This is a genomic window from Kutzneria sp. NPDC052558 (assembly GCF_044547355.1).
In the GTDB taxonomy this organism is placed as follows: domain Bacteria; phylum Actinomycetota; class Actinomycetes; order Mycobacteriales; family Pseudonocardiaceae; genus Kutzneria.
In genome coordinates this window covers 144,400-158,279 of sequence record NZ_JBIUAG010000009.1, presented here as the reverse complement: position 1 = coordinate 158,279, position 13,880 = coordinate 144,400, and the positions used below count along the sequence as shown (strand labels likewise).

Sequence of the window (13,880 nt, the reverse complement as noted above, 5' to 3'; positions counted from 1 at the left end):
TGGCCGTGAGCGCTCACAGCCCCCACGCCGAGCAAGATCGTTTGATCAGCCGGTCGGGTGATCCGCCGCGAAGGGGCCGCCGGGGGTGAAGGCGTGGTCGGCGAAGCGGGCGGCGATGAGGCGGTGGGTGGCGGCGTCGGGGTGGAGGTCGTCGGGCAGCTCGGGGTCGGAGTCGGCGTGCAGGGCGAGGCCGTCGAGGTAGTGCAGGTTGGGGTCGTCGGCGGAGCGGAGCTTGACGATGCGGGCCAGCTCGTCGCGGATGACGGTGAGGGTGAGCTTGCCGGGGGCGGGCTCGCCGGTGGCCTGGAAGCGGAGGACTCCGTCGGTCAGCACGGGCATGACGGGGCCGGGGGTGTCTTCCTGGATGGGGCAGTGCAGGGGGGACACGACCAGCATCGGGGTGGTGGGGTGGCCCTCGCGGATGGTGTCGAGGAAGCCGTGCACGGCGGGGCCGAACGCCCGCAGGCGCATGACGTCGGCGTTGGTGAGGTTGATGCCGATCTTGAGGCTGATCAGGTCGGCGGGGGTGTCGCGGATGGCCCGGGCGGTGAACGGGTCGAGCAGGGCGCTGCCGCCGAAGCCGAGGTTGACCAGCTCGACGTCGCCGGCCGCGGCGGCCAGGGCGGGCCAGGTGGTGCTGGGGCTGGCGGCGTTGGAGCCGTGGCTGATGGAGCTGCCGTGGTGCACCCACACCCGGCGGTCGCCGAGCGGCACGGGGGTGACGGGGGCGTCGGTGCGCAGGGCAACGAGCTTGGTGATCTCGTTGTGCGGCAACCAGATCGCGACCTGCTTGGACCCGGCCGGCAGGTCGAAGCGGACGGTGCCGACCGGCCCGGGCTCGAGTTCGGCGCCGCCGGTGGCCATGTTGATCACCAGCACGTTGCCGCCGGGCACGGTGGCCTGCGCGGTGAGCGCGCCGTCGACGATCAGGTCGTACCGGCCGGCCGGGCGGGGCGGCGCGCCGGCGTAGGAGTTCTTGGTGGCCAACGCGTCCAGCTCCACGACGGTCGCCTCGGTGCGGAACACCAGCCGCACCCCGGAGGCCTGGGCCTCGGCCATGGTCAGCTGCTGGTCCGGCACCTGCGCCCGGGCCCGCGCCGGCAGCCGGTGCGGTTGCAGCCCTTGCGGCGTCTCCTCCAGCTCCAGCGCCCCGCGCAGCAGCTCGGCGGTGATCGGCGTGGTGATCAGGTCGGTCATGTCTTCACCTTAGGTCGGCGCGGAAAAGTGGACGCGTCGCACTGGAACTGGCCAGAGGAGTCGACCGACAGGGGGCCGGCATCACCGAGGTGTTCATGGACGGCGTCATCGAATACCGGGGCCAGACCGCCGCGCCGCTGGCGATGGCGGCCAGAAACGCGTTGCTGGCCACCGGTGTGTCGGCCAACCGGCGGCACAGCCACGCCGCCTGCGGCCACGACTGACCGTTGGTCGACGCGGACGGGCCGCTGACCGGCGGAAAGGAACCGTTGGGCAGGCGGCGTGCCCGAAAGGCTAACGATCAGCGACACGACGCCGACTAGTCCCGTAGCCGGGATTCCCACAGGCTCGACCCGGTGCCGCGTGGTCCCCCTGTCACCCCCGAGCGGGGGGATCACGTCGGCCGGAAGAACTCCCGGACCGCCTCGGCCACCAGCTCCGGCTGCTCCTCGGGCAGGTAGTGGTCGGCGGGCAGGGCCCGGCCGTTCACCTCAGCTGCGTACTCGCGCCAGACATCCAGCACAGCATAGGTGTTGCCGACGAAGCTGTGCTCGCCCCACAACACCAGCAGCGGACACGCCAGCAGCCGGCCGGCATCGGCCCGGTCGTGCACCAGATCGATCCCGGCGGCCGCGCGGTAATCGGCGCAGGACGCGGCGATCGCGGCCGGATCGGAGAAGCAGCGCACGTACTCGTCCACCGCGGCCGGGTCGAACGGGGCGCCGCCGTGGCGCCGCGAGTTCATCCGTGACCGGATCCAGAAATCCGGCTCGGCGGCCAGCAGCCGCTCGGGAATCCCGTTGCCGGCGGCCAGAAAGAACCAGTGGAAGTAGCCCAGCCCGAACGCGGTGTCGGCGTGCTCGAAGGTGTGCCGGGTGGGCACGATGTCCAGCACGGCCAGGCGTTGCACCGCTTCCGGCGCGTCCAAAGCCATTCGGTGCCCGACCCGGCCGCCGCGGTCGTGGCCGACCACGCCGAACCGGTCGAAACCCAGCGACCGCATCAGGCCGACCTGGTCGGCGGCCATGGCCCGTTTGCTGTACTCCACATCGTTTTCGGTCGGCGCGGGCTTGGAACTGTCGCCATATCCCCGCAAATCGGTCAGCACGACGGTGAAATCCGTGGCCAGCAACGGTGCTACCCGACGCCAGATCAGATGGGTCTGGGGATAGCCGTGCAACAGCAGCAGCGGCGGCCCGTCACCCCCGACGGCGCAGTGGACGCGCACGCCGTCGACCTCGATGTCCTGATAGGCAAAGCTTTCCGACAGCAGGCTCACAGGAACTCCAGCAGGACCTTGGTGAACTCCTCGGTGGTGGCGCTGCCGCCGAGATCGGGCGTGCGCACGGGCGACTGCGCGAGCACGGCGGCGATGGCCCCTTCCACCGAGGCCGCGGCCTCGACGTGACCGAGGTGGTCGAGCATCATGGCTGCGGTCCAGATCGCCCCGAGCGGATTGGCCACGCCACGGCCGGCGATGTCCGGCGCGGAGCCGTGCACCGGCTCGAACATCGACGGGAAGTCCCGCTCCGGGTTGAGGTTGGCCGCCGGCGCGATGCCGATGCCGCCGGCCACCGCCGCGGTCAGGTCGCTGAGGATGTCCCCGAACAGGTTGGAGCCGACGATCACGTCGAACCGGGCCGGGTCGAGCACCAGCTTGGCCGCCAGCGCGTCCACGTGCTCGGACCGCCACGACACGTCCGGATGGCTGGCGGCGACGCCGGTCACCACCTCGTCCCAGAACGGCATGGTGTGCACGATGCCGTTGGACTTGGTGGCCGAGGTCAGCACGCCGCGCCTGCTCTCGGCCAGCGTGAACGCGTACTCGGCGATCCTGGTCACGCCGGCGCGGGTGAACACCGACTCCTGCACGGCCATCTCGTCCGGGAAGCCGCGGTGCAGCCGGCCGCCGATCTCGCCGTACTCGCCTTCCACGTTCTCCCGCACCACCACCAGGTCCACCTCGCCGGGGCGGGCCGTCCGCACCGGGCTGGGCAGGCCCTCGAACACCTTGACCGGGCGCAGGTTCACGTACTGCCGGAAGCCCCGGCGGATCGGGATCAGCAGGCCCCACAGCGAGACGTGGTCGGGCACTGAGGGATCGCCGACCGCGCCGAGGAAGACGGCGTCGTGGTGGCGGATCCGGTCCAGGCCGTCGGCCGGCATCATCGCGCCGGTCTCGTGGTAGCGGGCGCAGGACCAGTCGAACTCGTCGTATTCGAACCGGACGCCGTGCCGCGCGCCGACCGTGTCCAGCACATGCCGGGCCGCCGGGGTGACCTCGTGGCCGATGCCGTCGCCGGGGATGAGCGCGATCCGATGGGTGACCATGCCCTCGATCACAGCACCGCCGCCGTCCCCCGGTCCAAGACCAGAACCCACCCCGACACATAGGCATCGCCTATGAACCCCCCGTGGGTCTGCCTGATTCCTACATTCGGCCTGTCGCTAGGCGGGACTCGCGGGGGTGGCGGTGGTGAGGAAGGCGTGGGCGGCCGGGGACAGGGGGGTGGTGGGGCGGGTGGCCAGGCAGATGTGGAGGTGGGCGGCGGGTTCCAGGGGGAAGACGAGGGCGCCGCTGCGGGCGGCGAGGCCGGCCCAGGAATCGGCGAGCACGGCCATGCCGACGCCGCCCAGCACCAGGGGCAGGATGGCCTCCCGGTGCTCGGTCTCGACCACGGTGGCCAGGTCGACGCCGCTGTCGCGGATCCGGTCGACCAGCCCGCGCATGCCGCTGCCGGGCTGCCCGACGATCAGGCGTTGCCCGGCCAGGTCCGAGTGCTGCACGACGTGCCCGGGCGGGAAGGGGCCGTCGGGCGGCGTGACCAGCACGAATCGCTGGCGTCCCAGGGAGGTGAAGCGCAGTCCGGCGGCCCGCGGCTGCTCGGCCGAGGCCAGCAGGGCGATCTCGACCGTGCCGCTGCGGACGAGATCCATGGCGTTCTGCGCGGTGAAGGCGGCCCTGATGGCGACCGAGATGCCCGGATGCACGGCCGTGAACGCCCGGATCATGCCGGCCAGCGGCTCGACCGCCTGAGACGGCGTCGCAGTGATCTCCACCCGGCCGACCGCCAGCCCGGCGACCGAATCCACGCTGGACCGGGCGGTGGCCAGGCCCCGCACCACCTGCCGGGCCGGCTCGACCAGGGCCCGGCCGGCGTCGTTGAGCACCAGGCGGCGGCCGATCCGGTGAAACAGCGGCTGGCCGAGATCCCGCTCCAGGGTCCGCAACGCCTGCGACAGCGAGGGCTGGGCCACGTGCAGGGCGGCCGCGGCCCTGCTCATGCCGCCGTGGTCCACCACCGCCAGGAAATACTCCAGCTGCCGAGCGTCCACAATGGGCAGCATGCCACGTCACCCGTTCCGGGGGCTGCGGGCGTGCCGGACGTGATCACTAGGCTGAACGGGGACTCAACGACGAAGAGGTGGCAACGGGTGGAGCGACCGGACTGGGCCCCCAAGGAAGTCGACATCGAGAAGGCCAGCGCGGCCCGGCTCTATGACTACTTCCTCGGCGGCAGCTACAACTTCGAGGTCGACCGGGCCCTGGGCCGGCAGATCGAGCAGGCCGCGCCGGGGGTGCCCGAGTTCGCCTTCCTCAACCGGGCCTACCTGCGGCGGGCCGTGCGCTACATGCTCAGCCGGGGCGTCGACCAGTTCCTCGACCTCGGCTCCGGCATCCCCACCGCCGGCAACGTGCACGAGGTCGCCCAGAACATCAATCCGGACGTCCGGGTCGTGTACGTGGACAACGAGCCGGTCGCGGTGGCGCACGCCGACCTGCTGCTGGAGGACAACCCCAACGCCGTGGCCATCGAGGCCGACCTGGCCGACACCGCCTTCGTGCTCGGCCACGACAAGACCCGTGGCCTGCTCGACTTCAGCCGGCCGATCGGCCTGCTCGCGGTGGCCGTGCTGCACTTCCTGCCGGCCGGGGTCGACCCGAACGCGGTGCTGGCCGAGTACCGGCGGGCCATGCCGGCCGGCAGCTTCTTCGCACTGTCGCACCTGACCCACGAGGTGGACAGCGACCAGGTCGACCAGATCATCCGGCTCTACAGCCGGTCCCAGAACCCCATCATCTCCCGGGGCCGGGACGAGATCACCGGCCTGTTCACCGGATTCGACCTGGTCGAGCCGGGCGTGGTGTTCACGCCGCTGTGGCACCCGGAGTCGCCCGAGGACGTCGGCGAGCACCCCGACCGCAGCGGCGCCCTGGTCGGCGTCGCCCGCAAGCCCTGACCGGTCCCCGTTGCGCGGTGACGTGAAGGGGCCATGCCCAGCGTTGGGCCCCATCATGCCGCCATAAGTGGCCGCTACACCGCAATGTTGTGCTGGTGCACCAGGAATCGGTTCACCAGCTCGACCTGCTGGTCGCTGAGGTCGCCGTCCACGTACACGGCCGCGGCGACCAGGCCGCTGAACACGCCCAGGCCGTCGTTCACGCTGCCCAGCAACGGCCGCGCGAACTGGACGTCGCCGTTGGCGTCGCGGCGGCGGGTCTCGTAGCGCCGGCCGTTGGCCCACAGGTCGAGGATCCGCGCGGGCGGCGCCTTCGGGTCGGTGGGATCGGGCCGCTTGCCGTAGCGGGCGGCGTAGACGACCCACTCGCTGGACGAGCCGGCCTGGGGCGCCTGGAGCATGTTCATGGTCCAGTACAGGCCGTAGCGTTGCAGCGCGGCCTTGCCGGGCGCGGTGTCGACCAGCGGATTCCCCTTGGTGACAAGGAAAAGCGTGGCGCAGCCGGTGGTCCCGGTCATGGACTGGAACTGGTACCAGCCGTTGCCGTCGAAGCGCAGCGCGGCCCGCCCGTTGACCTGATTGGACAGATAGATCGGCGCGGTCCGCACGGCCGCACCGTCGTTGTGGGCGTTGGAGAGGTCGTTGAGCGACGGGATCGCCTCGCCCTCATTGGGCATCCGCTTGCCGCCCTGCTCGGCCGGCAGCCGCACCTGCTCCGCCGAGTAGTAGCCGATCAGCCCGGGCAGGCCCGGAATCGGGTCGACCGCCGGACGCGGCACGGTCAGCGCCGGCGGCACCGGGCCGTTGAGGCCGATACGGGCCGAGGCCCCCGGCCACGCCGTGGTCATCACCAACTCGGGGCTGGCCGGCACAGGCCCGGTGAAGGTGCCCTGCCACAGCGGACCGTCCACCGCGACGATGGCCGTCGCGCCGCGGTCGAAGAAGGTGTTGAAGGACCGTTCGATCGTGCACCACCCGCGGTTGCGCGACGGCGTGGCCAGCCCGGCGTTGACGTCGCCGCTGACCAGCCGCACCGCGACCGCCTGCGGGCCGGCGGCGCCGACCTGGCAGTCCCGGAACACCAGCTGGGTCGGGCCGATGTCCGCGCCGAGCGAGGCCCAGAAGTAGCTGTCGCTGGGCAGGTTCGCGGTGGTGCTCTCGAAGTCGACGGTCCAGGCGTCGAACTGGCCCGCGCACTCGTACATCCGCACCACGGACTCGCAGGAGGCGGAGTCGGTGACGAAGATGTCGCGGGTGGACAGGGTGGAGCGGACCGCCTTGAGCGCGGAGTTGCCGTAGTAGGACAGGCCGACCCGGTCGGCCCGCAGGATCTGGCCGTAGGAGTAGATCGCGGTGTCGGTCTGCCAGCCGAACTGGCACCGGCTCAGCTCGACCGGGTAGCTGACGCCGAGGTTGTAGGAGCTCAGGCCCTGCGCGCCGAAGGTCACCGTCACGTCGTCCAGACGGAACGAGTAAACCATGCCGACGGCGATGCCCTGCCCGTAGTTGGTGGCGCCGGCGAACGGATGGCCGCAGTCGACGGTCAGGCGCTCCATCGCGTTGCCGAGGATGGTGTCGCCGTTGGAGAGGTCGGCGGAGACGAACAGGCCGAAGCCGAGCGGGCCGCTGGGCGTGCTGACCCACGGCACCTGGAGGTCGGGCAGCTGCGGCCCGTCCTTGGTGACCGGCTTGTTCATGGTGGGCGGCTGGTCCATCGGCAGGCAGGCGAAGACGCCGGGCGACACCCGCCACCACTCGGCGTCGGTCACCTCGGCCCCGGCCAGGGTCCGCTGCGCCGGCTTGTCGTCGACCGCGTACTGGAGGGTGGACGACAGCCGCATCGCCGCGAACGTCAGGTCGGCCAGGTTGGCCAGGCCGCCCGGCAGCAGGCCGGCGGCGCTGGCGCCGTTGGACAGCGGGGAGATCGTGCCCAGGTTGAACGGCGCGTACCGGTTGCGGCGCAACGACATCGGCCGCTTGCCCCAGCCGTCGTTGACGAAGTCCAGCAGCGGCGCGACCCGGCTGTGGTTGATCCACGTCGCGACGGCGCCGGTGGTGAGGTCGAGCTGGATCGAGCAGCGCAGCACCGACTGGCTCGGGTCGGCGATCGGCACCCGGATCTGCCGCCACAGCCCGTCGTCGGTGACGAAGTCGAACAGCAGCACAAAACCGCCGAGGCCGGTGCCCAGCCAGACCGCGAACGGGGCCGGCCGGCCCTCGTTGTCCACCGAGCCGAACAGCGCGGTGGCGCTGCCCGGCCACGCCCCGCCGTTGTGCGACACGGTGAAGTCCAGGGTGAACTGGCTCAGGCCGGTCCAGCCGCGCGGCCCGTTGGCCGGCCCGAGCGAGAACGGGGTGGCCGGCAGCGAGACGATGGCCCGGTCGGCCGGGCGCTGCTCGCCCGGCGCGGGCGTGATCACCGGGACCATGGTGCGGTAGCCCCACTTCGTGCCCGCCGGCTGGTCGGGCAGGATCTCGTGCAGGTCCTGCCAGTGCGCCGGGCTCATCGGGCTGTTGTGCAGGCCCCGGTGCACGCCGAAGATCAGCGGCGGGATGCACAGCTGGGACCGCAGCACCGTGGTCGTGGTGTTCTCGCCGATGAAGCGGACGTTGGGGCGGTCGACGATCACCGATCGCCGGAACAGGTACGCGTCCGGCCCGGCCGGGATCACCACGGTGCCGCCGCGGACCGGGTCGAGCGCGTCGACCGCGTCGCGGAACGCCTGGTAGCAGTCGACCACGCCGTCGGCGACGGCGCCGTGGTCGCGCACGTTGACGGTGGTGACGGGGGGAGCGGGGGTGGTCATGTCCGCCAAAGGTAGGAAAATGCCCCGCCCCGGAGGACGGATCGGCGCGAGCCCCGCCCGAAGAGGCGGCGATCAGTCCAGGTTGGCGTGTCGGAACTTGTGCCGGTAGCTGCGGGCGGTCGTGCCGACGTGGCGCTGGAAGTTGCGGCGCAGCGTCTCCGGGGAGCCGAAGCCGACCGCGACGGCGATCTCGGCGATGGGCCGGTCGGTGGTCTCCAGCAGCATCCGGGCCCGGTCGACCCGCTCCCGGTTGACCCACTCGAAGATGGTGTCGCCGGTGGCGATGCGGAACTTGCGGACCAGGCTGCGCTCGCTGATGTAGAGCTCCTCGGCGACCCGGGGCAGCGACAGCGGCTCGTGCAGGTGCTCGCGCAGCCAGCCCATCACCACGGCCATCGGCTCTTCGCCGTCGCGCCGCGCCCTGATGCCGGCGCGGGGCGCGGCGATGACCGCCCGGCCGACGGCCTCGGCGCGGGCCCGGCCGACGTCGAGGGACAGCAGGTGCAGGGCCAGGTCCATGCCGGAGAGCATGCCGGCGCCGGTGTGCACCCGGTCGTCGTCGACGTGCGGGGATTCGGTGTCCAGCCGCGTGGACGGGAAGTGCTCGCGGAACTCGCGGGCATGCTGCCAGTGGGTCGTCGCCCGCCGGCCGTCGAGCACGCCGGCGTGGCCGAGCAGGAAGGCCCCGGTGCCGAAGGCGACCATACGCGCCCCGGCGGCGTAGGCCGCGCGCAGCGCGTCGATGACGGCGACACCGCGTTGTGCCAACGGATTCTCCACGCCCGGCACGATCACCGTGTCGGCGGTGATCAGCGTCTCCAGGGGCGCGAGCTCGTCGCGCTCGCCGCACGGCACGACCTCGTACAGGGCGGCGACATCGGCCTCGGGCGCGGTCCGCGGGCCGAAGACCTGCCGCACGGTCGCCACGTCCTGGCCGATCGCGTCGCCGGGCACGAGCACCGCGATCACGTGTCTGAACCGGCCTCGGGACAGCGTCGGCCGGGCCGTCGGCGGGATGTCGTCAAGCATGCCGCGAACGTAGCCAGCGTGGCGGGGAACGAGCATCCGTCATCTGACGACAAGTGGGTGCGTCATCCCACGGACTGGCGGGATCCGTGGGATGGGACGCCCCGCCGGCCGTCAGGCCGCCCGCTGCGGCAGCGGGCTGAGCACCACGATCAGGAAGGTGGCGATGGGGCCGAGCAGCAGCGAGAGCAGGAACCAGTTCAGGCCGCTGCGGCCCTTGCCCTGCGCGAGCCCGGCGTTGATCAGGGTCAGCGTGCCCCAACCCGCGTAGTACTCGGTGTTCATGCTCAGAACCTCCTGGCGCTCCGGTGATCAGCCGGCAGCGTAGCGGGTCCGGAGTGGACGGTCAGTCCAGCAGGCCGTGCAGCTCGCGGCCGAAGTTCTGCTCAAGGTCGCCGCGCTGTTGCAGGCCCTTCTCGAACAGCTTGGCCACCCGCTGCTTGGTCTCCGGCCAGGTCAGCGCCGCCCCGAACACGGTGGCGGTCTGCACCAGGTGGCCGGGGTCGGGCAGGGTGACCCGGTCGAGCAGGTGCTTGGCCGCGGCCATCGGCCGGCGGTCGAAGGTGGCCACGCGGCGGGCGAAGTCGTCCACGAACGCGTCCAGTTCGGCGTCCGGCACGGCCCGGTTGACGTAGCCGACGCGCTCGGCGGTGCGGGCGTCGTAGTCGTCGGAGCCGAGGATGATCTCCAGCGCGGTGGCCCGGCCGACCAGGTGGGCCAGCCGTTCGATGGCCCCGCCGCCGGGGATCACGCCCGCGCCGACCTCGGGCTGGCCCAGCACCGCCCGCTCCTCGCTGGCGTAGCGCAGGTCGCAGGCCAGCACGAACTCGCTGCCCACGCCCCGGACCCGGCCGCGGATCTTGGCGATGGTCAGCACCGGCGCGGCCGACAGCCGGGTTAGCAGGTCGGTGATGGCCGGCAGGTTGGTCGGGCCGTAGGCGCGGACGGCGTCGGTGGATCCGCCGCTCATGTCGAAGTGGGCCAGGAAGTAGTCCTCGTCGGCGCTGTCGAACACCACCACCCGCACCTGCTCGGATGCCTCGATGCGGTCGACGACGGCGGCCAGGCCGCGGATGATCGCGCCGTCGAACACGTTGAGCGGCGGGTTGTCCAGGGTGACCTGCCAGTAGGCGGGCGTCACCTCGTGCACGCGGACGGGCTGCTGCTCGGTCATGGCCGTGCTCCTGTCTGTCGGTCCGGCCACGACCGTAGCAGCTGGATTGCAAAACTGTACTCAGCCGCCTCGGTGGTCGCTGTCACAGGGCAGCTGAGTTGCGATGCTGTAGTCAGGGCGTATCGTCGGCGGGATGACAGAGCAGGTGCCCGACGACCTGCCGGCCTGCTCGATCGAGCGGAGCCTCCAGGTGCTCGGCGAGCGGTGGACCTTGTTGGTGCTGCGCGAGATCTTCGCGGGACGGCGCCGGTTCGCCGAGATCCGGGCGGCGCTGGACATCGCCCCCAACCTGCTCAGCGCCCGGCTCAAGACGCTGGTCGCCGCCGGCGTGCTGGAGGCCCGGCCGTACCAGGAGCCCGGCAGCCGGCAGCGGCACAGCTACCACCTCACGCCGGCCGGCCGCGATCTCCGCCTGGTGCTCGGCGCGTTGCAGCAGTGGGGCGACGAGCACCGTCCCCGCACGGTCGGCCCGTCCGCGCTGCGGCAGAACAAGGCCGGCGATTCCGTGCACGTCGCCTTCGTCGACGACGACGGCGTCGAGGTCCCCGCTCGCGACGTCCGGTTCGTGCTGAACCAGCCCTGATCACCTGGGCAGCGCGCCGGGGCGGATGAGATCCCGGTTTTCCCGGTACCAGGCCACGGTCTGGTCGATTCCGTCCACATAGGACGTCGCCGCCTGGTCGGGATGGGCCGTCAGGTCCTTGCTGCGGCTGACCGCCCGGTCTAGTCGACCAGCTCTCGTTCCGACAGCCGCACCTCCTCGATGTCCAGGCGGGACTGGATCTGGCGCAGCACGGTGTCGTCGATCTGGTTCTCGTCGCGGAGGCGGACCACGGTGGCGCGCTTGCGGGCCAGCAGGGCCAGGCGCAGGGCGGTGTAGTGCTGGTCGTGGCGCAGGGCGGGCTCGTCGTCGGCGTCCTCGCCGTTGGAGTGCAGGGTGTGCAGGTGTTTGCGGTACTCGCGGTCGAGACGGTCGACGACGTCCGGGTCGGTGCCGAGCTCGGCGGCCACCATGGGCATCGCGGCCAGGGCCTCCTCGGTGGCGGTCCGCTGGGCCAGTTGCCGTTCCTCGACCATGGCGGTGTCCTCGGGCAGGTGGGCCCAGCGGACCACGCTCGGCAGCGCGATGCCCTGCGTCACCAGGGTGACGATGATGACGCCGGCGGTGACGAACACGATCAGGTCCCGGTCGGGGAAGGCGGCCCCGCCGGCGATCGTCTCGGGCACGGCCAGGGCGGCGGCCAGGGACACCGCGCCGCGGAAACCGGCCAGGCCGCTGACGATGCGGCTGCGATGGCTGACCCGCCGCAGCCGCTGCGATGGCCGGCGGTCCACGGCGCGGATCACGTACACGGAGACGAACAGGAACACGATCCGCACCACGACCAGCACCACGCACACCAGGGCGACGGCGATCAGCCCGCGCACCAGGCTGGCGCTGGCCAGGCCGCGCACGGCGGCGTGCGACTCCAGCCCGACCAGCACGAACAGCGCGCCGTTGAGGATGAAGGTGGCCAGGCCCCAGAACGCCTGCGACACCTGGCGGGTGGCCGCGCTGAGGATGCGCGGCGCGACCTGGCTCATGATCAGCCCGACGGTGACCACGGCCAGCACGCCGGAGGCCTGGATCGCCTCGGCCAGCAGGAAGGCCACGAACGGCGTGAGGATCATCGCCACGTTGGCCAGCAGCGGATCGTCCAGCCGCCGGCGGATCGGGATCGTCACCGCCGCGGTCACCACCCCGGCGGCGATGCCGCCGGCGTAGGCCAGCAGGAACAGGCCGCCGACCCGCACGGCCCCGAGCTGCTCCTGGCCGACGGTGACACCCACGGCCAGGGCGAAGATCACCAGCGCGGTGCCGTCGTTGACCAGGCTCTCGGCCCGCAGCGTGGTGATGAACCGGCGCGGCAGCATCCGGGCCAGCACGCCGACGGCGGTCGCGTCGGTCGGGGCGACCGCCGCGCCCAGCACCCACGCCGGCCCCCACGGCATGCCCAGCCAGTGCACGGTCACGGCCACCGCGCCGGCGGTCGCGACCACGAGCAGCGTGCTCACCAGCACGATTCCCCGCAGGTTGCGGCGAATCTCGCGCAGCGACGTGGTCAGGCTCTCCCAGTACAGCAGCGCCGGCAGGAACAGCAGCAGGACCACTTCGGACGGCAGGTGCACGTCCAGCACCGCGGGCACGAACCCCAGCAGCACGCCGCAGGCCAGCAACGCCACCGGCGGCGCGACACGGAAGCGCTGCGCGATGAGGCCGGAGACCAGCACGGCCACCCCGAGCGCCACGACGAGTTCCAGACCGAGCACGTCGACCTCCTTAAGACAGCGGTAATCATGCCGTCTGCCGACGTTTTTGCCAGCACCTCAGCGAGTGCTGGCCCGCTGGGTCAGCCGCGGCGCGAGCAGCCGGGTCTCCGGCAGCCCCGGCCGCACGGTCATCCGCACCGCCAGCTCGGCCAGTTCCGCCACCGGCACCGCGATCGAGGTCAGCGGGACCGGGCCGCCGGTGGCCAGGGCGTCCCGGCAGACCGCGACCACCGCCAGGTCCTCGGGGATCCGACGGCCCCGGTGCCGCAACTCGGCCAACACCATGGGCAGCGCGGCTTCGTTGTGCACGACGACTGCCGTGGGCTCGGCGGCCAGCGCCTCGTCGAGGCAGGCGTGCACCGCGTCGTAGGCGGGCCCGCAGTCGTGGGTCGTGGTCCGGACGTCCCGAATCCGGCCGGTGGCGGTGAAGCCGAGCCGGAATCGCTCGGCTACCGCGAGATCCGGCCGCTGGGGGCCGATCAGCGCGACGGCACGATGCCCGAGGCCGGCGAGATGCTCGACGCAGCAGGCCCCGGCGGTGGTGAAGTCCAGGTCCACCGCGGCCAGGCCGGTCGGCTCGGCCGGCTCGCCGATCAGCACCACCGGCCGGCCCAGCGACAGCAGCGTCGGGACGCGGGGATCGGCCCGCTCCACGTCCATCACGATCACGCCGTCGGCCAGCGCGGTGGACGCGACCCGCCGCAGCGCCGCCGGACCCTCGTCCTTGGTCAGCAGCAACAGGTCCTGGTCATGCCCACGGGCGGCGGCGGCCACCGCGGCCACGAACTCCATCACGCCCGGGCCGTTCAGCTCCTCGCGCAGCGGCGCCATCAGCGACAGCACGTTGGTGCGGCTGGTGGCCAGCGACCGGGCCCCGGCGTTGGGGTGGTAGCCGAGCTGCCGGATGCTCTGCTCCACCACCCGTCGGGTCCGCGGCGATATCGAGCGTTTCCCGCTCAGCACGTAGGAAACCGTGCTCGGCGCGACGCCCGCGGCCCGCGCGACATCCACGATGGTCACCACGGTTGTATTCGTCCCCTCGCGCGGTCGGTAACGCGTAAACGACGTTAGAGCACGCCATACCGTTCCGGCAAGAATGCGATTCTCTTTCCGAAACATTCGAA

13 protein-coding genes are annotated in these 13,880 nt (G+C 71.9%); 3 read left to right on the top strand and 10 right to left on the bottom strand.

Annotated elements, in window-relative coordinates; genetic code table 11:
- Positions 1-45 precede the first annotated feature (45 nt).
- Positions 46-1,188 carry a GDSL-type esterase/lipase family protein gene (locus ACIG5F_RS18605; protein ID WP_396519189.1) on the bottom strand — a complete coding sequence of 381 codons (1,143 nt, stop codon included), beginning with the start codon at positions 1,186-1,188 and terminating at the stop codon, positions 46-48.
- A gap of 104 nt (positions 1,189-1,292) precedes the next feature.
- Here ACIG5F_RS18605 and ACIG5F_RS18600 point away from each other — a divergent pair, with 104 nt between their 5' ends.
- Positions 1,293-1,421: a hypothetical protein gene (locus tag ACIG5F_RS18600; protein ID WP_396518955.1), complete on the top strand. Its 129-nt coding sequence runs from the start codon at positions 1,293-1,295 to the stop codon at positions 1,419-1,421.
- Between the two features lie 170 nt (positions 1,422-1,591).
- Here ACIG5F_RS18600 and ACIG5F_RS18595 read toward each other — a convergent pair whose 3' ends face one another.
- The 3 genes from ACIG5F_RS18595 to ACIG5F_RS18585 all read right to left on the bottom strand — a co-directional run bounded on the left by ACIG5F_RS18595 (position 1,592) and on the right by ACIG5F_RS18585 (position 4,545).
- Positions 1,592-2,476: an alpha/beta fold hydrolase gene (locus ACIG5F_RS18595; RefSeq protein WP_396518954.1), complete on the bottom strand. Its 885-nt coding sequence runs from the start codon at positions 2,474-2,476 to the stop codon at positions 1,592-1,594.
- Positions 2,473-3,528, bottom strand: a complete 1,056-nt coding sequence (locus tag ACIG5F_RS18590; RefSeq protein ID WP_396518953.1) for a tartrate dehydrogenase — start codon at positions 3,526-3,528, stop codon at positions 2,473-2,475. Before ACIG5F_RS18590 ends, ACIG5F_RS18595 begins: the two co-directional genes overlap by 4 nt.
- A gap of 117 nt (positions 3,529-3,645) precedes the next feature.
- Entirely contained in the window at positions 3,646-4,545 is a 900-nt protein-coding gene (locus ACIG5F_RS18585; RefSeq protein WP_396518952.1) for a LysR family transcriptional regulator, read from the bottom strand.
- A gap of 87 nt (positions 4,546-4,632) precedes the next feature.
- Here ACIG5F_RS18585 and ACIG5F_RS18580 point away from each other — a divergent pair, with 87 nt between their 5' ends.
- Positions 4,633-5,439 (top strand): SAM-dependent methyltransferase, encoded by an 807-nt coding sequence (locus ACIG5F_RS18580; protein ID WP_396518951.1) that lies wholly within the window; start codon positions 4,633-4,635, stop codon positions 5,437-5,439.
- Between the two features lie 74 nt (positions 5,440-5,513).
- Here the strand turns inward: ACIG5F_RS18580 and ACIG5F_RS18575 are convergent, their stop codons facing one another.
- The 4 genes from ACIG5F_RS18575 to ACIG5F_RS18560 all read right to left on the bottom strand — a co-directional run bounded on the left by ACIG5F_RS18575 (position 5,514) and on the right by ACIG5F_RS18560 (position 10,446).
- Positions 5,514-8,246, bottom strand: a complete 2,733-nt coding sequence (locus tag ACIG5F_RS18575; RefSeq protein ID WP_396518950.1) for a hypothetical protein — start codon at positions 8,244-8,246, stop codon at positions 5,514-5,516.
- A 72-nt stretch (positions 8,247-8,318) separates the two neighbouring features.
- Positions 8,319-9,275, bottom strand: coding sequence for a GlxA family transcriptional regulator (locus tag ACIG5F_RS18570; RefSeq protein WP_396518949.1), 957 nt, complete (start codon positions 9,273-9,275; stop codon positions 8,319-8,321).
- Between the two features lie 111 nt (positions 9,276-9,386).
- Positions 9,387-9,557, bottom strand: coding sequence for a hypothetical protein (locus ACIG5F_RS18565; protein WP_396518948.1), 171 nt, complete (start codon positions 9,555-9,557; stop codon positions 9,387-9,389).
- Between the two features lie 61 nt (positions 9,558-9,618).
- Positions 9,619-10,446: an enoyl-CoA hydratase/isomerase family protein gene (locus tag ACIG5F_RS18560; protein ID WP_396518947.1), complete on the bottom strand. Its 828-nt coding sequence runs from the start codon at positions 10,444-10,446 to the stop codon at positions 9,619-9,621.
- 133 nt (positions 10,447-10,579) lie between these two features.
- On the opposite strand from ACIG5F_RS18560, the gene ACIG5F_RS18555 reads away from it, so the two are divergent.
- Positions 10,580-11,029, top strand: coding sequence for a winged helix-turn-helix transcriptional regulator (locus tag ACIG5F_RS18555; protein ID WP_396518946.1), 450 nt, complete (start codon positions 10,580-10,582; stop codon positions 11,027-11,029).
- Positions 11,030-11,169: 140 nt separating this feature from the next.
- Here the strand turns inward: ACIG5F_RS18555 and ACIG5F_RS18550 are convergent, their stop codons facing one another.
- Both ACIG5F_RS18550 and ACIG5F_RS18545 read right to left on the bottom strand, forming a co-directional pair.
- A complete protein-coding gene (locus tag ACIG5F_RS18550; protein ID WP_396518945.1) occupies positions 11,170-12,756 on the bottom strand; it encodes a Na+/H+ antiporter in 1,587 nt (528 codons plus the stop codon).
- 57 nt (positions 12,757-12,813) lie between these two features.
- Entirely contained in the window at positions 12,814-13,779 is a 966-nt protein-coding gene (locus ACIG5F_RS18545) for a LacI family DNA-binding transcriptional regulator (RefSeq protein ID WP_396518944.1), read from the bottom strand.
- Positions 13,780-13,880: the final 101 nt, after the last annotated feature.